The 19,786-nt window shown below is 45.7% G+C and carries 19 protein-coding genes; 13 read left to right on the top strand and 6 right to left on the bottom strand.

Going from position 1 to position 19,786, the window contains the following annotated elements:
• Positions 1–8 precede the first annotated feature (8 nt).
• The 4 genes from GJB59_RS03125 to GJB59_RS03110 are packed head-to-tail and all read left to right on the top strand — an operon-like array spanning position 9 to position 3,583.
• Positions 9–1,028, top strand: coding sequence for a zinc-binding alcohol dehydrogenase family protein (locus GJB59_RS03125; protein ID WP_142827503.1), 1,020 nt, complete (start codon positions 9–11; stop codon positions 1,026–1,028).
• Between the two features lie 12 nt (positions 1,029–1,040).
• A complete protein-coding gene (locus GJB59_RS03120) occupies positions 1,041–1,661 on the top strand; it encodes a bifunctional 2-keto-4-hydroxyglutarate aldolase/2-keto-3-deoxy-6-phosphogluconate aldolase (protein ID WP_142827502.1) in 621 nt (206 codons plus the stop codon).
• A gap of 15 nt (positions 1,662–1,676) precedes the next feature.
• Positions 1,677–2,735 carry a mannonate dehydratase gene (gene uxuA, locus GJB59_RS03115; protein ID WP_142827501.1) on the top strand — a complete coding sequence of 353 codons (1,059 nt, stop codon included), beginning with the start codon at positions 1,677–1,679 and terminating at the stop codon, positions 2,733–2,735.
• Positions 2,736–2,746: 11 nt separating this feature from the next.
• Complete coding sequence (locus tag GJB59_RS03110; RefSeq protein ID WP_142827500.1) at positions 2,747–3,583, top strand: SDR family oxidoreductase; 837 nt, start codon at positions 2,747–2,749, stop codon at positions 3,581–3,583.
• A gap of 175 nt (positions 3,584–3,758) precedes the next feature.
• On the opposite strand, the gene GJB59_RS03105 is transcribed toward GJB59_RS03110, so the two are convergent.
• Genes GJB59_RS03105 through GJB59_RS03095 form a run of 3 tightly spaced genes read right to left on the bottom strand, consistent with a single transcriptional unit; the run spans position 3,759 to position 6,176 of the window.
• Entirely contained in the window at positions 3,759–4,331 is a 573-nt protein-coding gene (locus GJB59_RS03105; RefSeq protein ID WP_142827499.1) for a 5' nucleotidase, NT5C type, read from the bottom strand.
• Complete coding sequence (gene ribD, locus GJB59_RS03100) at positions 4,328–5,428, bottom strand: bifunctional diaminohydroxyphosphoribosylaminopyrimidine deaminase/5-amino-6-(5-phosphoribosylamino)uracil reductase RibD (RefSeq protein ID WP_142827498.1); 1,101 nt, start codon at positions 5,426–5,428, stop codon at positions 4,328–4,330. Before ribD ends, GJB59_RS03105 begins: the two co-directional genes overlap by 4 nt.
• Complete coding sequence (locus tag GJB59_RS03095) at positions 5,415–6,176, bottom strand: GTP cyclohydrolase II (protein WP_142827497.1); 762 nt, start codon at positions 6,174–6,176, stop codon at positions 5,415–5,417. Before GJB59_RS03095 ends, ribD begins: the two co-directional genes overlap by 14 nt.
• 247 nt (positions 6,177–6,423) lie before the next feature.
• On the opposite strand from GJB59_RS03095, the gene GJB59_RS03090 reads away from it, so the two are divergent.
• From GJB59_RS03090 to GJB59_RS03080, 3 genes are all read left to right on the top strand, one after another.
• Positions 6,424–6,921 carry a ferritin gene (locus tag GJB59_RS03090; protein WP_142827496.1) on the top strand — a complete coding sequence of 166 codons (498 nt, stop codon included), beginning with the start codon at positions 6,424–6,426 and terminating at the stop codon, positions 6,919–6,921.
• A gap of 64 nt (positions 6,922–6,985) precedes the next feature.
• Positions 6,986–7,717, top strand: a complete 732-nt coding sequence (locus GJB59_RS03085) for an ABC transporter ATP-binding protein (protein WP_142827495.1) — start codon at positions 6,986–6,988, stop codon at positions 7,715–7,717.
• Positions 7,714–8,472: an ABC transporter permease gene (locus GJB59_RS03080; protein WP_142827494.1), complete on the top strand. Its 759-nt coding sequence runs from the start codon at positions 7,714–7,716 to the stop codon at positions 8,470–8,472. The genes GJB59_RS03085 and GJB59_RS03080 overlap by 4 nt, the downstream gene beginning before the upstream one ends.
• A gap of 231 nt (positions 8,473–8,703) precedes the next feature.
• On the opposite strand, the gene GJB59_RS03075 is transcribed toward GJB59_RS03080, so the two are convergent.
• Positions 8,704–9,768 (bottom strand): saccharopine dehydrogenase family protein, encoded by a 1,065-nt coding sequence (locus GJB59_RS03075; protein ID WP_142827493.1) that lies wholly within the window; start codon positions 9,766–9,768, stop codon positions 8,704–8,706.
• 245 nt (positions 9,769–10,013) lie between these two features.
• On the opposite strand from GJB59_RS03075, the gene GJB59_RS03070 reads away from it, so the two are divergent.
• The 3 genes from GJB59_RS03070 to GJB59_RS03060 all read left to right on the top strand — a co-directional run bounded on the left by GJB59_RS03070 (position 10,014) and on the right by GJB59_RS03060 (position 13,064).
• Positions 10,014–10,406, top strand: coding sequence for a DUF485 domain-containing protein (locus tag GJB59_RS03070; protein ID WP_142827492.1), 393 nt, complete (start codon positions 10,014–10,016; stop codon positions 10,404–10,406).
• The gene (locus tag GJB59_RS03065; RefSeq protein ID WP_142827491.1) at positions 10,403–11,938 is read left to right on the top strand and encodes a solute symporter family protein; all 1,536 of its coding nucleotides are present in this window, start codon (positions 10,403–10,405) and stop codon (positions 11,936–11,938) included. Before GJB59_RS03070 ends, GJB59_RS03065 begins: the two co-directional genes overlap by 4 nt.
• Before the next feature lie 124 nt (positions 11,939–12,062).
• Positions 12,063–13,064, top strand: coding sequence for a S8 family peptidase (locus tag GJB59_RS03060; RefSeq protein ID WP_142827490.1), 1,002 nt, complete (start codon positions 12,063–12,065; stop codon positions 13,062–13,064).
• Between the two features lie 60 nt (positions 13,065–13,124).
• On the opposite strand, the gene GJB59_RS03055 is transcribed toward GJB59_RS03060, so the two are convergent.
• Positions 13,125–13,931 (bottom strand): alpha/beta fold hydrolase, encoded by an 807-nt coding sequence (locus GJB59_RS03055; protein WP_142827489.1) that lies wholly within the window; start codon positions 13,929–13,931, stop codon positions 13,125–13,127.
• Positions 13,932–14,192: 261 nt separating this feature from the next.
• On the opposite strand from GJB59_RS03055, the gene GJB59_RS03050 reads away from it, so the two are divergent.
• The 3 genes from GJB59_RS03050 to GJB59_RS03040 all read left to right on the top strand — a co-directional run bounded on the left by GJB59_RS03050 (position 14,193) and on the right by GJB59_RS03040 (position 18,562).
• Positions 14,193–15,611: a YfcC family protein gene (locus GJB59_RS03050; protein WP_142827488.1), complete on the top strand. Its 1,419-nt coding sequence runs from the start codon at positions 14,193–14,195 to the stop codon at positions 15,609–15,611.
• Positions 15,612–15,824: 213 nt separating this feature from the next.
• Positions 15,825–17,465, top strand: coding sequence for an ABC transporter substrate-binding protein (locus GJB59_RS03045; protein WP_328822959.1), 1,641 nt, complete (start codon positions 15,825–15,827; stop codon positions 17,463–17,465).
• Between the two features lie 14 nt (positions 17,466–17,479).
• The gene (locus GJB59_RS03040; protein ID WP_236015383.1) at positions 17,480–18,562 is read left to right on the top strand and encodes a M42 family metallopeptidase; all 1,083 of its coding nucleotides are present in this window, start codon (positions 17,480–17,482) and stop codon (positions 18,560–18,562) included.
• A gap of 72 nt (positions 18,563–18,634) precedes the next feature.
• On the opposite strand, the gene GJB59_RS03035 is transcribed toward GJB59_RS03040, so the two are convergent.
• Complete coding sequence (locus GJB59_RS03035) at positions 18,635–19,729, bottom strand: NAD(P)-dependent alcohol dehydrogenase (RefSeq protein WP_142827487.1); 1,095 nt, start codon at positions 19,727–19,729, stop codon at positions 18,635–18,637.
• Positions 19,730–19,786 lie beyond the last annotated feature (57 nt).

Here is a 19,786-nt window from a genome sequence, read left to right as displayed (position 1 = left end):
GTTATATGATGAAAGCAGTACAAGTTCCAAAAGCACACGAACTGCAAATTATCGAACAGGAAACTCCGAATATTAAACATGGTGATGACGTGTTGGTCAAAGTGAAGCGTGTAGGAATTTGTGGCTCCGATATGCATATTTACCATGGCACAAATCCGCTGGCTACGTATCCCCGGGTTGTCGGGCATGAAGTGGCCGGTGAAGTGGTCAAAGTAGGAAGTTCCGTAGACCACTTGAGAATTGGTGACCATGTTGTCGTAGAGCCGATCAATTACTGCGGCGAGTGTTATGCGTGCAGAAAAGGGCGCCCGAATGTTTGTGAAAAACTATCGGTATTCGGTGTCCATGAAGATGGAGGCATGCGTGAATTTATAGTATTGCCGGAGAAGCAGCTTCACGCTGTGGATAAAGAACTGGATTGGGATGAAGTCGTCCTGGCAGAGCCCTATACAATAGGAGCACAAGCTGTCTGGCGGGGGAATGTTGAAAAAGGCGATACAGTTTTGATTCAAGGCTGTGGCCCTATTGGCATCTGTATTTTGAAATTGGCCAAAGTCGCTGGAGCAACTGTTTACATGACGGATTTAAATGAAGAGCGGCTTGCTTTTGCAAAAGCAAGCGGCGCTGACGAAGTGATCAATGCAGGCAAGGAATCTGTAAAAGAGCGTATACTCGAGCTTACGTCGAACGAAGGTGCTAATGTCGTGATTGATGCGGTATGCCTTCCTGCTACAGTAGAGCTGAGCATCGATGTGGTGTCGCCGGCTGGCAGCGTGGTCATTCTTGGGTTCGATGAACGGCCATCTGCGATTCCGCAATTGCCGATTACAAAAAAAGAAATCACCATCGTAGGCTCAAGGCTGCAAACCAATCAGTTTGGAAAAGTGGTGGATCTTTTAAACAGCGGAGAATTAAAATCAAGTGGATTGATTACCCATAAGTTTTCGTTAGATCAGGTGAAAGAAGCATTTGCTTTTGTTGAAAACAATCCGGACAAAGTAAGAAAAGCGTTGATTGTCTTTGAATGAGGAGAGATGCAGATGATTCCTAAAATGGAAATATACCAACAGATTCTGGATGCCAGAATCGTAGCCGTCATACGCGGAAAAAATGCAGATGAAGCAATAGCTGTCGCAGAAGCTGCTGTGAACGGCGGTTTAAAGGCGATTGAATTGACCTATACAACACCGGATGTTTCAAAAGTATTTGAGAAACTGGCAGGTTCCAAGGCATTGATTGGCGCGGGAACAGTCCTGGATGCAGAGACTGCCCGCCACGCCTTGCTGCACGGTGCTGAATTTGTGGTCAGCCCAAACTTTAATCCGGACATTGCCAAAGTGTGCAATCGCTATAATGTGCCTTATCTGCCGGGCTGCATGACGATCAAGGAAATGGTCGAGGCGACAGAGTGGGGCTGTGATATCTTGAAGCTGTTTCCTGCCAATGGATTTGAACCTTCCTTTGTCGGTTCAGTTAACGGTCCGTTGCCGAAAGTGCGTATTATGCCTACTGGCGGCATCAATATCAAAAACATGAACGCGTGGCTGGAAGCTGGAGCTGTAGCAGTCGGCATCGGCAGTGATTTGACAAAAGCTTACCGTTCAGCCGGAGAACAGGGTGTTACCCAGTTGGTTAAAGAGTATCTTAAAGAGTTAGCTTAAAAAGGGAGGATTCTCATGAATATTACATTTCGCTGGTATGGCCGCGGCAATGATAGCGTGCAGCTAGAACAAATCAAACAGATTCCGGGAACCAAAGGGATCGTTTGGGCACTTCATCAGAAGCCGGCTGGAGAAGTTTGGACAAAGGAAGAAATTGGTTCTGAAGTCGATTATATTAAATCTTTCGGGTTTCATGCTGATGTGGTGGAAAGCGTTAATGTCCATGAATCCATCAAGCTTGGCAACGAAGAGCGCGATCAATATATTGAAAACTATAAAGAGACAATCCGCAACCTGGGCGAAGCAGGGGTCAAAGTGATTTGCTATAATTTCATGCCGATATTCGACTGGACGCGTACGTCTCTTTATCATCCGCTGCCAGATGGTTCAACTGCTCTATTCTTCGAAAAGGAAAAAATTGAATCTTTAGAGCCTGCAGAACTGATAGAAACAGTTTCTTCAGCTTCAGATTTAACACTCCCTGGATGGGAACCGGAAAAAATGGCGCGGATTCAAGAACTTTTTGAAGCATACGAAGGCATGGACGAAGAACAGTTATGGCAGAACCTCACCTATTTCCTGGAAGCAATTTTACCAACAGCAGAAGCGAGCGGCATTCAAATGGCCATCCATCCGGACGATCCACCGTGGTCTATCTTTGGCTTGCCACGCATCATGACAGGCGAAAAAAGCTGGGAACGGCTGATTTCCATATCGGATTCCCCATCCAACGGCATTACTTTCTGCACAGGATCTATGGGTGCCAATCCGCAGAATAACATGGTGGACCTGGCATCAAAATATGCCAAACACTCACCTTTTGCCCACTTGCGCAATGTGAAGATTTTCGACAATGGTGATTTTATCGAAACATCCCATTATACGCAGGACGGTTCTATCGATTTGAATGGCGTAGTCCGTGAATTGTCGAATCAGAACTATACAGGATATGCCCGTCCGGATCATGGCCGCCATATCTGGAATGAACAATGCAGACCAGGTTATGGCTTGTACGACCGAGCGCTTGGAATCATGTATCTTTTGGGATTATGGGATGCACATCAAACAAAATAAAGGGGGATACCATGTTTTCAACTCATGAAACTATCGCAGGACGGACAGCCGTCATTACCGGCGGAAGCGGCGTTCTTTGTTCGGAAATGGCGCGCCACCTGGCGGCTCAAAAAGTAAATGTTGCAATCCTGAACCGGACAGCCCAAAAAGGACAGGGCGTGGCGGATGAAATTAATGAAGCAGGCGGGACGGCCATTGCTGTAGCTGCTGATGTCTTAGACCGGGCGTCTCTGGAAAAAGCTAAAGAGCAGATTGTTGAAGCATTCGGCCGAATTGATATTCTTATTAATGGTGCAGGAGGCAATCATCCTGACGCTATTACCGATATTGAAATACATGAAGAGGGAGCAGCCGGAAAATCCTTTTTTGAATTGGAGGAAGATGGATTTTCACGTGTCTTCGCCAGCAACTTCACTGGTTCGTTCTTAGCCAGCCAAGTATTCGGCAAAGAATTATTGAAACAGGATGCGCCGGTTATTTTAAATATCTCTTCTATGAGTGCTTATTCCCCAATGACCAAAGTGCCGGCGTATAGCGCGGCCAAGGCGGCCATCAATAATTTTACGATGTGGATGGCAGTGCATTTTGCAGAGGAAAATTTACGTGTTAATGCGATTGCACCTGGCTTTTTCCTGACAGCGCAAAATAAGGATCTGTTGACTCATGCTGACGGTTCGTTGACTCCCCGTTCCGGAAAAATTATGGCCAGTACACCGATGAAACGTTTTGGCAAACCAGAAGATTTAGTCGGCACAATGCTATGGCTCATCGATGAGAATTATTCCGGTTTTGTTACAGGTATCACGGTCCCTGTAGACGGCGGGTTTTTGGCCTACTCAGGCGTATAGAAAAATCACATTCCATGAAGCGATTGTTGGAAATGCATTAAAACCCCTGGTTCCAAATTGGAACCAGGGGTTTTTGGAGTGCTTTGAAAATGCGCCAGCATTTAACTTCGGAGAGAAATTCAAATCTGAAGTTTTCCAAACATAAATTCAAGCTAAAAAGGCAAATAAAGCTGCTTCACTTCCTGCCGCTATTCATCATATCGCCTAATTGGTCCCAATTTTTCACGCGCGGCAAATCAAGGTGGCGGTTATAGGATTGGTCTTTGACGACTACTCTCACCGGCTCATTTGCTAAGGTGTCCAAAACAGCTGGTTTGTCATCGAAATAATAATCCAACTCGAGGTTTTTGATGATCCCGACTTTTTCCGAATCTTTCATGCCACAGAAAAAGTTCTCCCGCTCCACGGGGAATCCTTGTTCGATGAGCCAGTTGAATGTATTTTCCGTATGCTCAGCAGGGCGCGAGGTAATATAGAAAATCTCATGGCCGCCAGACTCGAGCTGCTTTAGCAGTTCCAGTGCCCCGGGGTAGATGGGGCAATCGGTGAAATACAAAAAGTCCAAAGAGCGGTTCCACATGTTTTTGCCTTCTTCATCGCTGAGTTCGAATGCCTCGTGTATTTCGACGCGGTTTAAGGCATGGAAAATATCAATGTCCACACGTTTGCCCAATTGCTCCTGGTAATAGTGAAACGCATATTCACGCAAATTGATCAATGTATCGTCTACGTCAAATCCAAATCTCATATGCTGCCTCGCTTTTCGGGATAACCCGTAAATTTAAAATCCTTGCCAATTGGAGTGAATTCGCCGTCGCGGATATCAACGGCGTCTTTCATCCATTCAACACCTGTTCCTTCAATAAAAGTCGGTGCAATTTTGCCGCCGACGATTTTAGGAGCAAAGTAAAATACCACTTTATCAACTAATCCATTTTCCAGAAAAGCTGCATTAATCGTGCCGCCGCCTTCAATAAAGAGGGAAGAAATGCCTTTTTCACCGAGCAGGCGAACAACGTCCAGAACATCTACCTGATTTTCACTGCTGGTTTCGTAAATGGAAATTCCGAGCCCTTCCAATGCCTTGCGTTTTTCGGCGTCGTGGTTGGTGCTTGTAAAGATCCAAGTATCGGCCGCCCTATCCTTAATAAGTTTCGAATCAAGCGGAATGCGCAGCGTGGAATCTAGTACGATGCGGAGTGGATTGCGGCCATTTGGAATACGGGCCGTCAATTCAGGGTCGTCTGCAATAACAGTGCCGACGCCAACCAGTATGGCCATGTGCTGGCTGCGCAGAAGATGAACATCCAATCGTGCTTCCTCAGAAGTGATCCATTTGCTGTCGAGGGAATGGGTGGCGATTTTTCCGTCAAGCGTAGAAGCGGCTTTGAGTGTTACGAAAGGAGTTTTTTCAACAATGAATTTGTTGAACACTTCATTCATCTTTTGTGACTCTTCTTCACGTACGCCGACAATCACTTCAATGCCCGCTTCTTCTAACATCCGGACACCGTTACCGGAAACAAGCGGATTTGGATCAAGCGCAGCCACGACGGTTTTCTTGATGCCGGCATCAATAATGGCCTGTGCACAAGGACCGGTCCGTCCAAAATGGGAGCAAGGCTCGAGTGTTACATAAATGGTCGCGCCGTGGCTCATGTCGCCTGCCATGCGGAGTGCATGAACTTCCGCATGAGGTTCTCCGGCTTTCAGGTGGGTGCCGATGCCGACAATTCGGTTGTCATTGACGATGACGGAACCGACGAGCGGGTTCGGGTCTGTCTGTCCCTTCAAGGTTTTCGCATTGCTGAGTGCGAGGTCCATATAAAATTCATGGCTTGACATGTACAATGTCCTCCCCATCCTTAAGATGTCCTGAGCGGTCGATCTTGGTCTGGAGATAGTTTGCGTTGTATTCGGATTCGTCTCCCCATAGAGACGTTCTCGAAGCAATCTGGAGACCGGCTTTTTCAATGGCATCCACTTTCTTTGGATTATTGGTCATCAATATCACCGGCTTGGTGCGCAATGCCTGCAGAACAGCGATAGCGTCTCCATAATTTCTGGAATCATCCACATAGCCCAAACGTTCATTTGCCTCGACTGTATCATAGCCATTTTCCTGCAGTACATAGGCCATTGCTTTACTGAAGAGACCAATACCGCGCCCCTCATGGTTGGCCAAATAAAACAGTGCACCAGTGCCATGGTCTGTGATCCGCTTCATGGATTGTTTTAATTGGTAACCGCAGTCGCAGCGCTTGCTGCCAAAAATATCGCCAGTGTGGCAGATGGAATGCATGCGAATCAATGCATCTGCATCATTTTCGAAATCTCCATAAACCAGGACACTCGATTGCTGATACTCTGCAAGATTCGCTGAGCTCAATTTCTCGATGATGCTTTCGTAATCCTCAGTAACCTCATCAAGGCTCAACCAGCAATACCAGTTGAATATGAAAGTTTCCTCATATAAATTCACAGGCAGCCGAATTGGGCCGACAAGGTAAATGGCACCTTCTTCAGACTCGATCATTTGAATTTTCTCTTTTAATATGGCAAAGACCTTTGGATCTAGTTTCATGTCTGTCATTTCAGTTTCCCCCTATATGTACCCTGTCTATATGATATCGTACTACATCTTGTTACTAAAAGTAAGTAATCAGCCTGGATAGTTTATAAACAATAATCATTATCATTTAAATAAAGTCAATTAACAATTTCATTGATATTTATTCTCATTTAAACTTAACAATTCTCATTTAACTTGCTTATGATTTAGAGCTATGGTATATTGACTACATTATAATAATTCTAAATAAGAAAGAGGAGGAATAAGGATGTTATCAGAAAAATTAACGAACGCATTAAACGACCAATTCAATAATGAATTACAGGCAGCTCATGCTTATACGGCTATGGCAGCTTACTTTTCGAAAAAAGGCTATCATGGATTTGCGAACTTCTATTTGATCCAATCAAGAGAAGAGCATTTTCACGCGATGAAATTCTACAATTATTTGGTGACAATGGATGAGAAGCCAGTTTTACAGGCTTTGACTGAGCCGAAAAATCATTTCGTCAGTGCGCTGGACGTTCTGGAAAGTTCATTATCGCAGGAGAAAAGCGTTACCAGCAATATTTATGCGTTAGTCACCTTAGCTGACGAGATGCAGGAGCATGCAACGCTATCATTTCTTGATTGGTTTATCGAGGAACAGATGGAAGAAGAAAAATCATTCCGCGACATCATTGCAAGAGTAAGAGCGATTGAAGAAGGCGGCGAATACTTCCTGAAAATGGATGATGAGTTTGCACATCGCAAATTGGAAGAGTAATAGCAATGCCGGCAGCACACTATAAAAAGTGTGCTGTTTTTCTGGCCGAAAGGAAGTGATCTTTATGTCTATAAATTATAGGCCGGCTGTCCACTTTAATCATGTGGCTTTTTCATTTGGGAAAACCCCCATTTTAACAGGCATCACAGGTTCTTTTCCAGAAGGGAAAATCACAACATTGGTAGGTCCATCGGGAGCCGGCAAGACAACTTTACTGAAATTATGCAACGGATTGCTATCACCTCAATCAGGGGAAGTTTACATTAAAGACAAGCCTATTGAAGACTATGAGCCGGTTGACCTTCGCCGGTTAGTCGGAATCGCGCTTCAAAGCGCCCCAATGGTTGGCGGCACTGTCTACAAAAACTTGAGCCTGCCGCTGGAGCTGCAGGGAAAGTCCCTGTCCGAAGCTCAGGCAAAAGAATTGCTGCACGATGTTGGACTTGAAGAAGAATTGCTGGACCGGAAAGTCAAAGACTTATCCGGCGGCCAGCGCCAAAAAGTTTCGATTGCCCGAACACTTGTCAACAAACCGGCTGTTTTGCTGCTGGATGAGATTACATCTTCCTTGGACCGAACTTCTTTGAAGGAAATTGAAGAACTGATTGTTAAAATCAATAAGAAATACGGCACTACCATCATTTGGATTACGCACAACCTCCAACAGGCGCGTGAGATTGGTGATTTTACATGGGTAATGATGAATGGCGAAGTGGTTGAAACAGGCGAAAGCAGTCTGCTCAATGATCCGGCAAATGATAAAGTCAGACAGTTTGTTATGGGGGAAGCGCAATGAGCTATTTAACGTTGTCCATCACCCTGATTTTTGTTGTGATCCCTCTTCTTTTATCTAAAACTCTGAACCTTGGTCTGGAAAGGGATACAATTGTTGCTACTTTGCGTTCAATTGTTCAATTATTGGCAGTCGGCTATGTACTGAAGTTTGTTTTTGATTCGGAAAGCCTGGTTTATATTTTCCTGATGGTCGCTTTGATGATTGTGGCGGCAACGCACAATGCGCAGAAAAAAGGGGCGGCGATCCAAGGCATCACGTCCAAGGTGGCTGTCACCCTGATATCTGTGGAAGTATTAACGCAAGGCATCCTGTTAGGATTCAATATTACACCAGCAACAGCTCAATACATCATCCCAATCAGTGGAATGGTCATCGGAAATTCAATGGTCTTGTCGATTCTTTTCCTGAACCGATTTACATCGGAAATTGAGTCGCATCAGGACGAAACCGAGTTGATCCTGTCGCTTGGAGGAACGCCGAAACAGGCAATTCATACGCAATTGATCAATTCGATCAAAGCCAGTATGATTCCAACCATTGAAAGCCAGAAAACCGTCGGGCTCGTCCAGCTGCCGGGAATGATGAGCGGGCAGATCATTGCAGGGGCAGATCCGATCCAGGCGGTTCAGTTCCAGCTGCTCATTATGTTCCTGTTGTTGACAACGGCCGCTGTGACCAGTGTCATGCTTGGCTTCCTGTCTTATCCGACTTTGTTCAACCGGCGGATGCAATTAATGAAAAAGGATCTTATATAAGTTGAACTAATGATTTCTACCTGCTGATTTGCCCCCTATCTTTTTGAATACAGCGGAAAACAGCAGCCTGCTTTCAATTCACACCATCTCGCAGCACCGGCGAGATGGGCAAGGGTTGGTTTCTTTCGTTCAACTTATATAGCTAAAGCAGAAGACAAATCCCAGAAACCGGGATTTGTCTTCTTTTTTGGTTGGAGAACAATGCTTTGCAGCGTTTCGCTCTGCCTAGCTCTATTGCCTCGGATAAAAAGTATCGATTTCAAAAGTGCCTGAACCCGGCAGGCTTTCTACCAAACTGGAACCGAAAAGGCCGGCGGGTGTATAGTATCCGCCTTCGATCCTTTCAATTAAAAGACGTCTGACAATTTCCAGGGAACCGTAGACCGTTAAATCATAGACATTAGCGGTGCGAATGCGTGCGACCTTGATAATGCCTTGCTGGTTTTTGGCTTGTCCCCAAATATAGGCAGGAGAATTTGCACGAACGCTGCTGTCCGGACCTTGTATCCGTCTTTCCACTTGCCCTTGCAGTTTTTCTTTAAGCCAGTCTGTCGCGAGCAAAGGACCCGCTGCCCCAAGGAGACGTGTACTGTAAACTTGTGGTTTTGGCATCGGTATCCAGGCAGAAATATTTGGAATGCCGGTCGTGTAATACGCGGTCGAAACGTCGCCCCAGGGGATTCCCATCGCGGAACGTGAACCGCGCCCAAAGTCGATGGTCCGGCGCTGGGTCCCGAGCGTTACAGTTTTCAGAACACCATCTTTCCGGTGCATGCTGCCTGAACCCAGACCTTGGATCATCGTTTTGAACGTGCCGGGGGATATGCCTGAATCCGAATCAAAGCCAAGCGCCAGTTCCGTGGCATCAGGCATTTCTTCTTTCAGTTTTAACGCGGTGCAATCTGTCGGTACAACATCAAAGCCAACCCCTGAGCACAGGATGACATTTTTTTCTGCAGCTCGAGAATGCAGCGAATGCGTGTATTCGAACACAGAAATTTCTCCTGTAATATCCAAATAATGTGTTTTTGCAGACAGACAGGCATGAATCATAGGTTCACTGGTTACTTGAAAAGGGCCTGCACAGTGAAGCACCAAATCGATATCTTCCAACTGTGCTGCGGCGTGTTCATCCAGCGGAAAAGCTTGAAACTCCACTGACAATTCTTCTGCTAATGGCCGGATTTTATGGGCATTGCGCCCTCCAAGTACAGGAGACATGCCTCTTCTGACAGCTTCTCTGGCAATCAATTCACCCGTGTAGCCATTTGCACCGTAGATCATCCATTTTCCCATTTTATCGGCTCCTCGTTGTTTAGCTCTTCTGTTATGTATTCGGTAAAAACCGATAATATCCTTTGTTCAGTTCCAGCTGATAGCTAAGGATTCCATTGCTCTGTTTGAAACAACTTATCCAGAGAAAAACAGCACAAAGAGAAAATGACATATTTACATTTTTTTCAAATAATTATTGACTCTGAAAATGGGTAGTGCTTTAATTGTTTATAGATTCAGAAAAGTAAAATAAAGGGGTGATAGGCATGACAAAAGTAATCGCAGGGGATAAAACCAATGATGAAAGGATTCGAGAAAAGGTAACGCATGAAAGGCTGGCAGATGGAACTCCGGATTTTCAAAAAATTGAAAACTCCGAAGGTTTCAGGGAGCTGATGCGCAAGAAAAAAAGTTTTCTTATTCCGACAACGATTTTATTCTTAGGACTTTATCTTTTATTCAATATCGTGATTTCCTATACAGATTGGTTAAATGCTGGTTTTATAGGAGACATCACATGGGTATGGGTGTTTGCTTTCTCCTTATTCGCTATGACGTGGATTCTTGTAACCGTATACATGAAACGTGCGGAAAAGTTCGATGAAATGGCTAAGGACACGCTAAAGGAATTTGATTACGATGAGGAGGAAAATCGATGAACGCTACGGTTATAGCCATATTTGTTTTTATTGTGGGAATTACTCTTGTCATTACCTATTTTGCGGCGAAACGTACAAATTCCGCCAGCGATTTCTACACGGCTGGAGGCGGATTGACAGGCTGGCAAAATGGCTTGGCTATTGCGGGAGATTATTTGTCTGCAGCTTCTTTCCTGGGTATTGCGGGAGCAATCGCTTTATTCGGCTTTGACGGCTTCCTATTCTCCATCGGCTACCTGGTAGCGTATTTGGTCGTTCTTTTCATCGTAGCTGAGCCACTCCGCAACTTGGGAAAATATACACTTGCCGATATGATTAATGCACGCTTTAATGCAAAGAAAGTTCGTGGCGCTGCGGCATTAAGCTCTATTACAATCGTTATCTTCTATATGATTGCACAATTGGTCGGGGCAGGAGCATTAATTCAACTGCTGTTCGGCATCGATTACATATGGGCAGTCCTGCTTGTCGGTATCATGATGACTGTCTATGTTTTGTTTGGCGGGATGACCGCGACAAGTTGGGTGCAGATTATCAAAGCTGTGTTGTTGATGGTTGGTACCGTTATTTTGTCTTTCCTTGTATTGAAAAACTTCAACTTCAATATACTGGAGATGTTTACACAGATGAAGACAGCTACACCTCATGGAGAAGCGTATTTAAGCCCCGGAGTTAGATATACGATTCCGTTGGATACGATCTCGCTGATGCTTGCTTTAGTGTTGGGTACTGCAGGTCTGCCGCATATACTCATGCGTTTCTTTACCGTCAAAGATGCAAAAACAGCCCGGAGCTCAGTTATGTGGGCGACATGGATTGTTGGAATTTTCTATGTCATGACTATTTTCCTTGGGTTTGGAGCAGCAGCTTTCGTAGGATCTGATTTGATCACCTCGACAAATCCCGCGGGCAACATGGCGGCACCGCTTTTGGCTCAGGCATTAGGCGGCGATGTGTTGATGTCGTTCATTTCTGCAGTCGCATTTGCAACGATTCTTGCCGTAGTAGCAGGACTGGTTCTGACAGGAGCTTCCGCATTTGCCCATGATATTTACGGCCAAATCATCAAAAAAGGCCAAGCAACTGAACGCCAGCAAATGCTGGCAGCTCGCTATGCTTCTCTTGGCGTATCGGCATTCTCGATCCTTCTGGCGATTTTTGCCCAAAGCCTGAACGTGGCATTCCTAGTGTCGCTGGCATTCTGTATTGCGGCCAGTGCCAATTTGCCGGTTATCGTCTACACGATTTTCTGGAAACGGTTTAATACAACAGGCGCGGTATCAGCTATTATGACAGGATTGATTTCGGCTTTGGTGCTGGTATCTCTCAGCCCGAGCGTTATGAGCCCGGAAGCTGGTGCGGCAATTTTCGTAGGAGATCCCCTCTTCCCGTTGACCAATCCAGCCTTACTTTCTGTACCGCTTGGATTTATCGGCGGGTGGGTTGGAACGATGCTATCGAAAGAACAAGACCTTAAAAAGTATTCTGAAGTCAATGTCCGTGCCAACACTGGCGGGTTTAGACAACTATAATTAGAGGGAAACCGGTGCCGGGATTGAGGCATCGGTTTTTTCAATGGAATAATAAAGGTTTCGGGGCATGGGCGCCGAATTAAGGAAGTAAGAAAATAATTGGAAATTATGAGGAGTGAAACAAATGGCAAAGATGCATTTAATTCCTTACCGCGTAGAAGAAATAACAGAACAGGCACCCCAAATTCCTGAGGGCGTCCGGATGATTCAGGCACCCGATGTATGGGAAGAAGCAGAACGAGGAAAAGGGAACATCGTGGCTATCCTGGATACGGGCTGCCAACCGGATCATCCGGACCTGCAGGACCGAGTTATTGGCGGGAAAAATTTTACGGCTGATTTTGATGGAGATTCGGAAAACTTTGATGATAACAATGGCCATGGCACGCATGTTGCTGGAACTGTTGCCGCCTCTCACAGCGAAAATGGAGGAATAGCGGGAGTCGCTCCTGAGGCCCATCTGCTCATTTTGAAAGTGTTGACAGGAGAGGGCAGCGGGGAATATCAAGGAATCATCGACGCTATCCATTTTGCGGTCGATTGGAAAGGCTCCGAAGAGGAGACAGTGAGTGTAATTTCCATGTCGCTGGGAGGGCCGGAAGATGTGGCTGAGCTTCATGCGGCGATTAAAAGGGCAGTGGACGCTGGTATTCCAGTTGTCTGTGCCGCAGGAAATGAAGGAGATGACCTTCACGATACCGATGAATTCGCTTATCCCGGAGCTTATGGTGAAGTGATTCAAGTGGGGGCGGTAGATTTTGACCGCAGAATTGCACCGTTCAGCAATACCAATGATGAAATTGATTTGGTTGCTCCCGGAGTTGATATTTATTCGACGTTTCCGGGAGGGAAGTACGCCAGTCTGTCCGGCACATCAATGGCCACGCCGCACGTCTCCGGCGCTTTGGCATTGATTAAAAACATTTCAGAAAAAGAGTTTGCCCGTGAACTGACAGAAGCCGAATTATATGCACAATTGGTCCGGCGCACGATGCCGCTTGGCTATCCGAAAACCGCAGAAGGGAACGGTTTGCTGGCATTGGATATTTTAAATAAAATAGAGCAGCTGTTCACACTGATCAACACTTCATATAGCATAGGTGCTGAAAATAGCGAAAGAAAATAACAGCAGCAAGAGCCATTCCGGGTAGCCGGAATGGCTCTTCTTGTTGTGAAAACATGCACTCTATTTATTCTGGATTTTAGCGGATGGAGTTAGCTTTTGTTTTTGTGATTGCAGAAATTGATGGACCACGCCGTTAAATTCCGGGAAATGCCTTGGCGGCACTTCATGGCTTGCCCCTTTAATGTAGACCACTTTCACATTGGAGGCATGTTGCTGGAAAGGAATCCGGTAATGGTGCATCGATTTTTCTTGTGAACCATATACCAATAGCACCGGCATTTTTAAACGGTAAAGAGAGTGAGTAGAGTTGTAGCTAATGCCGGCATTGCAAAATTCATAAACACTCTGCGGGTCAGCCAGTTTGCCATATTGATAAAAATCAGCTTCATCTTCTTTAAAGTATTTATGCGACTTTGCTTGCATCTTTGCTAATATTGAAACTTTATTGAGCTTACTCATGGCCATGCCGAATCTGAGCATGCTTTTCAGGTTGAGGCTATCAACCCTTGAGTAGCCGCCGCTTAAAATGAGGGCCTCTGTTCTCTCGGGATACAATAATGCAAATTCTTGTGCAATGGTGCCGCCATTTGAAAATCCGCAGATCACGGCTTTGGGGATGTTCAGTTCGTCCAATAGGCATTTTACATCTTTTGCTAAAAGTTCTATGGAGAGGGGCGTGTTTCCTTTTGAACTCAGACCGTGGCCGCGAAGATCGTAAAGAATAGTTTGAAAATCCCCTGCAAGCCTTTTTTGATGCTTAAAAACCATATGTCCCATAACAGGAGGGTGGATAAAAACAATAGGGGTTCCACGACCGGCAATCTCGTAATATAAAGCTGTGGCATCTTCCGTATAAGCGTAAGGCATCGACAACGTCCCTTCTGTAAAAACAAGAATGAAATAATCACTAAGATACCTATACCCAAGATGGGAAAGAATAGAGCATTGTCCAACTGATTTTTAAAAATTTTTAGATCGAGGCATCCTTAAGAGAACAGTTTTCTTCTTAAAATTCTGAAAAAACCGATTTGATAATTTTCTCTTAAACTTATATACTGATAAACAATCCTTTTCGGATGGCGAAAGAATGAAAAGGAAATCGATAGTTTGAGAGGAAATGGAATTTTTATGAGTGTTCCCAACAACCAGAAAGAAGCAGAGCTGAAAAGGAAAAAGAAGTTTGAAATGCCGGATACATATGTAATTTTGTTTATTGTGTTATTAATGGCTGTAGCGGCCACTTATATTGTGCCAGCGGGTTCCTTTGAACGGGAAATGGTAGATGAAGTCGAACGGGTAGTTCCGAATACGTATGCACAAACCGACAGCAATCCTACTGGCTTTATGGACATTTTCCTGGCATTGCAGGCGGGAATGGTCGAATCAGGCGGCTTGATTTTCTTGGTCCTGTTTGCCGGAGGAGCATTTGAAGTGGTGGAGCGCTCTGGAGCGATCAAAGGCGGCATCCTGCGGGCGGTCAATAAAACCAAAGGAAAAGAATTCCTGTTGATTGCCCTGGTATCCATCCTGTTTGCCCTTGGTGGAGCAGTGGGGGCAGTGGCAAACTCGATTATTCCCTTTGTGGCAATCGGGGTTATCATTGCAAGAGCTTTAAAGTTGGATGCGATTGTTGCAGTGGCCATTACGTTTGGTGCAACGTTTGCAGGCTTTAATGTCGGATTTTTAAATCCCTATACAGTGGGGATTGCCCAGTCAATTGCGGACGTGCCTTTGTTTTCAGGGATGGGGCTGCGTGTCATCGCTTTTGTCGTAATTGTCGGCGTGACGATTCTCTATACGTGGAGCTACGCAAAGAAAGTATTGGCAGACCCGTCCAGAAGTTTAATTGGCGTGCTCGATGAAGGGGCGAAAGACGAATCTCCGCTGGATGCGCCATTTACGGCACGGCACAAGCTGATTTTGTCGTTTGTTGGGCTGTGCCTGGCATTCTTTGTGTATGCGACAATCGAATTTCAATGGACCATCGATCATATGGCTGCATTCTTTATAATTATCGGTATTGGTGCAGGCATCATTGCAGGGATGGATTACAATAAATTAACTTTGACCTTTTTGGAAGGCTGCAAAAATTTGGTATACGGTGCATTGATTATCGGTGTGGCTCGCGCTATCTTGATCGTGATGGAAAATGCACTGATCTTGGATACTTTTGTGCAAGCCTTATCAGTGCCTTTAGAAGGACTGTCGCCTGTCTTTGCAGCTTTAGGGATGTTCGTCGCCAACGGTGCATTGAACTTCCTTGTTCCTTCAGGAAGCGGCCAGGCAATGATTGTCATGCCGATTCTCGCGCCTTTGTCGGATATGATCGGTGTTACCAGACAGGTGGCTGTTCAGGCCTTTCAATTTGGTGATGGATTCACCAACAGTATCTTCCCGACATCCGGACCGCTAATGGCGAGTCTTGCTGTAGCAGGAGTACCTTGGATCAAATGGGCAAAGTGGATGCTGCCGCTATTGTTGATGTGGGTGGTTATTGCAGTTGTCATGTTGACATTCGCTGTACTGATCAACTGGGGACCGGTATAAAAAAATTGGCAAATCCGTTTAGCGACGGATTTGTTTTTTATTTGGACAAGAATATTTTTGGAAATGTTTTTATGAAGAATCTTTGAATATTTATTTGATAATTTGCATTAAAATGCTTATACTGAGATTTATATTCTTTTTGTTTATTAATATGTATAATTCACTTCCGTTATGTAGACAAAAGGTGGAAAAATAATACGAGGGGGAAAAGACGTGAAGAAGAAACAGTATCGTCCATTTTATTTTATGTTGATTTTGGTTTTATTGTTGGCAGCCTGTTCCGGAGGCGATGAAACAGGGGGGACGGAAAATACCGGAGAGGATATGACCGAAAAAGACAAACAGGGCGGTACATTGATTTACGGCCGAGGAGCCGATTCGGTTGGATTGGATCCGATTAATGTCACAGATGGCGAATCCATCCGCGTCACCCACAATATCTTTGAGACCTTATTGGAATACGATCAGAACCTGGAACTGCAGCCTAAGCTGGCAACAGAGTACAGCTCCAGCGAAGATGGCTTGACTTGGACATTCCAGCTGCGGGAAGGCGTCAAATTCCATGATGGAACGGACTTTAACGCTGAAGCTGTCGTCTTCAATTTTGAACGATGGATGGATCCGGAAAACCCGTACCATCAAGGGGATTTCCCTTATTATCCGTTCCTCTATGGCGGATTTAAAGGAGACGAAAATCATTTGATTGAGCATGTTTTAGCGACTGGAGAACATGAACTTGAAATCAAGTTGAAACGCAAAACTGCGCCGTTCCTCAGCTATTTAGCCATTTCCATGTTCGGAATCGCGAGTCCGGCTGCCATCGAACAATACGGAGCTGAATTGAACGAGCACCCGGTGGGGACGGGACCATTCATGTTCGAAGAGTGGAGCCGCAACAGCACCATTACGTTGGCTAAAAATCCGGAGTACTGGATGGATGGCAAACCTTACCTGGACAAGGTCATTTATCAGGTGATTCCTGAAAATGCCGCGCGTTTGAACGCCCTGCAGACGGGAGAAATTGACGTCTTGGACGGAATGAATGCGGGAGACACCAATGTCGTTGAAGAAGCACAAGGGCTTGAGCTGCAGAAACGGCCAAGTTTCAATATCGGTTATATGGCGTTCAATATGGAGAAAGAACCGTTTGATGATCCGTTGGTCCGAAAAGCGATCAATATGGCAATCAATAAAGAGGAAATCGTCGATGCGTTTTACAATGGGATGGCGGATCCGGCAACAAGCCCGTTGCCGCCTTCGCTATGGAGCCATGATGATGAACTGGAAAAATACGATTACAATGTCGAAGAAGCGAAAAAACTGTTGGCAGAAGCGGGCTTTGAAAATGGCTTCGAGACGGAATTATATACGATGAGCAATCCGCGCCCTTACTTGCCTGAACCGATGAAAATCGCTGAAGCAATCCAGTCGGATTTAGCCGAAATTGGCATCACGGCAGAAATCATCTCGACAGAATGGGCGACATACCTGGACGATACGAAGAGCGGGAAGCACAGTATGGCAATGTATGGCTGGACTGGCGTCATGGCGGATCCTGATAACTTCCTGTATCCAAACTTAAGCAAAACCAATGCGGAAGTGCCCGCACAGAATATCGCCTTCTACAAGAGTGATGAATTTACCTCGTTGATTACAGAAGCGCGTGAAACCATTGACCAGGACAAGCGGACGGAACTTTATAAAGAAGCACAGGCATTGTTCCAGGAAGATGCACCTTGGGTAATGTTGGCTTATACAACACCGCCGCTTGCACAAAGCGATTATGTGGAAGATTACGTGCCGCACCCGATGAGCAACGATTTAATGACTGACGTGTACCTATCAAATCAATAGTTTGGAGTGGATGATTGTTGTATGAATTGTTGAAAAATCTATGTGAACTGGTAGGACCAAGCGGATTTGAACAGGACGTTCAACGCTTTATCAAAAGTGAAATAGAAAACAAAGTGGATAAGGTAGAAGTCGATGCACTGGGAAATCTGATTGCGACAGTAAAAGCGACAGATCCGGAGATGCCATCCATTCTGCTAGCGGCGCATGCCGATGAAATCGGCTTTATCGTCAAGAAGATCGAACCGAACGGCACACTGCGTTTCGAGCAGCTTGGCGGGTTCGATAACCGCGTTTTGCTGGCTCAGCCGGTTACGATTAAGGGAGCCGAGGGTTATATAGAAGGGGTGATTGGAACGTTAGCGGTCCACTATGTGAAGTGGGATGATCCAAAACGCATCACTTCCCATCGTGATTTGTATATCGATGTTGGAGCATCTTCGGCAGAGGAAGTTCTTGAAATGGGCATTAAGGTTGGCCAGCCCATCAGCTATGGCAGCGGACTGAAGTTAGTGGGAGATAAGAAGCGCAACCGCGTCGTCGGAAAAGCACTGGATGACCGCGCAGGCTGCGCCGTATTGATCGAGCTGATCAAGAATCTGCAGTCAAACAAAGACAGCAAACACGGCGACATCTACTGTGTCTTTACGGTCCAGGAAGAAGTGGGCTTGCGGGGTGCTTCTGTTTTGTCACCGGGAATCAAACCGGATTTCGCCTTGGCTGTCGATACTACACCAACCAGCGATACGTATGATGTCCTTATGACGGGCACGCGTACGCTTGGAGGCGGCCCTTGCATTAAAATTGCTGACAAATCTTTGATTGCCCATCCGCTTGTCACAGGTCTTTTGGAAAAAGTGGCAGTAGAGCAAAGCATTCCTTACCAGCAGGAGATTTTCATGGGCATCGGCACAGATGCCGGGGCCATTCATATGACATCTACCGGGGTTTCGTCAGGAGTGGTTTCCATTCCTTCGCGCTATACGCATACCCCGATTGAAATTGTCGATTTGGATGATCTGAAAAATACCGTGCGCTTGGTGGAAGCATTTATTTTTTCTTCAAAAGAATTAGTCGGGAAAAATTTTCTGGATACATGAACAGCAAAAAAGTCGAGTGCCTCCTTCAGGCGCTCGACTTTTTTAGTGGAATCAATTATTTAAAGATCACTTTTATTGCTGCCCAATCTTTACGATCGGCTTGATGGTAATGCCTTTTTTTGAGTCTTCGAATGCTTGGTTAAGCTGGTCAAAATCATAGACTTTAGTTAATTTATCGAATGGGAACAGGCCGCGTTTATAATAATCCACCAGCTGCGGAATGAACACTTGCGGAATCGAGTCGCCTTCAATAACTCCCATGACGGTTTTGCCTTCTGCCATGATGTCATTATGGACATCAAACGTGATTTCAGGTGTCACGCCGACAATGGCGCATGAACCGAGCGGGCGAAGGGCGTGGATTGCTTGTTTAACGACTGGCGGCACTCCGGTGGTCTCGACCGCATAATGTGTACCGCCTTTTGTGATTTTTTTGATCTCTTGTACGACGTCGACATTTTTGCCGTTGAGCGTATGCGTCGCTCCCAATTCCTTGGCAAGTTCCAGACGGCCATCATGAATATCAACTGCGATGATGTTAAGACAGCCAGCAATTTTCGCTGCCATAACCGCGCTCAATCCGACTGCACCGCTGCCGTAAATGGCGATTGAGGAACCAAACTCAGGCTTGAACCGGTTCAATACCGTGCCCGCGCCCGTCTGAATGCCGCAGCCTAGAGGACCAAGAAGCGTCAAATCCACTTCCGGATCAATTTTGACGACATTTCGTTCGTTGGTCACAGCGAAAGTGCTAAAAGACGATTGCCCGAAAAATGTTGACACAGCATGATCGTGGTGATGGATTCGGTTTGTGCCATCCTGCATTTTGCCGCCAAAGTTCAAGTCGTTGAAATTTAGGCAAACAGTCGGATGTCCCGTCAGGCAATTTTCGCAATGGCCGCAATAAGCGAACGACAGCACGACATGATCGCCAGCCTGGATGGTCGTAACGGCAGATCCCACTTTTTCAACGATTCCGGACCCTTCATGTCCCAAGACTGCAGGAAATGGAGACAAGCCTAGATCTCTTGCTACAGCATCCGTATGGCAAACACCGGATGCCACAATTTTCACCAGCACCTCATGTATTTTTGGTTCACCCAGTTCCACTTCTTCAAATTTAAACTCTTCTCCTAAGCCATGTGTAACGGCTGCTTGTATTTTCATTAGAATCCTCCTCGCTAAATTTGATCTTCTTCAATTACTACCCGAATCTCTTCGGTT

The organism is Planococcus soli, from assembly GCF_016881065.1.
Taxonomy (GTDB): Bacteria; Bacillota; Bacilli; order Bacillales_A; family Planococcaceae; genus Planococcus; species Planococcus soli.
Note: the sequence above shows the minus strand (reverse complement) of the source record. Positions and strands in the feature narration are given on the sequence as shown.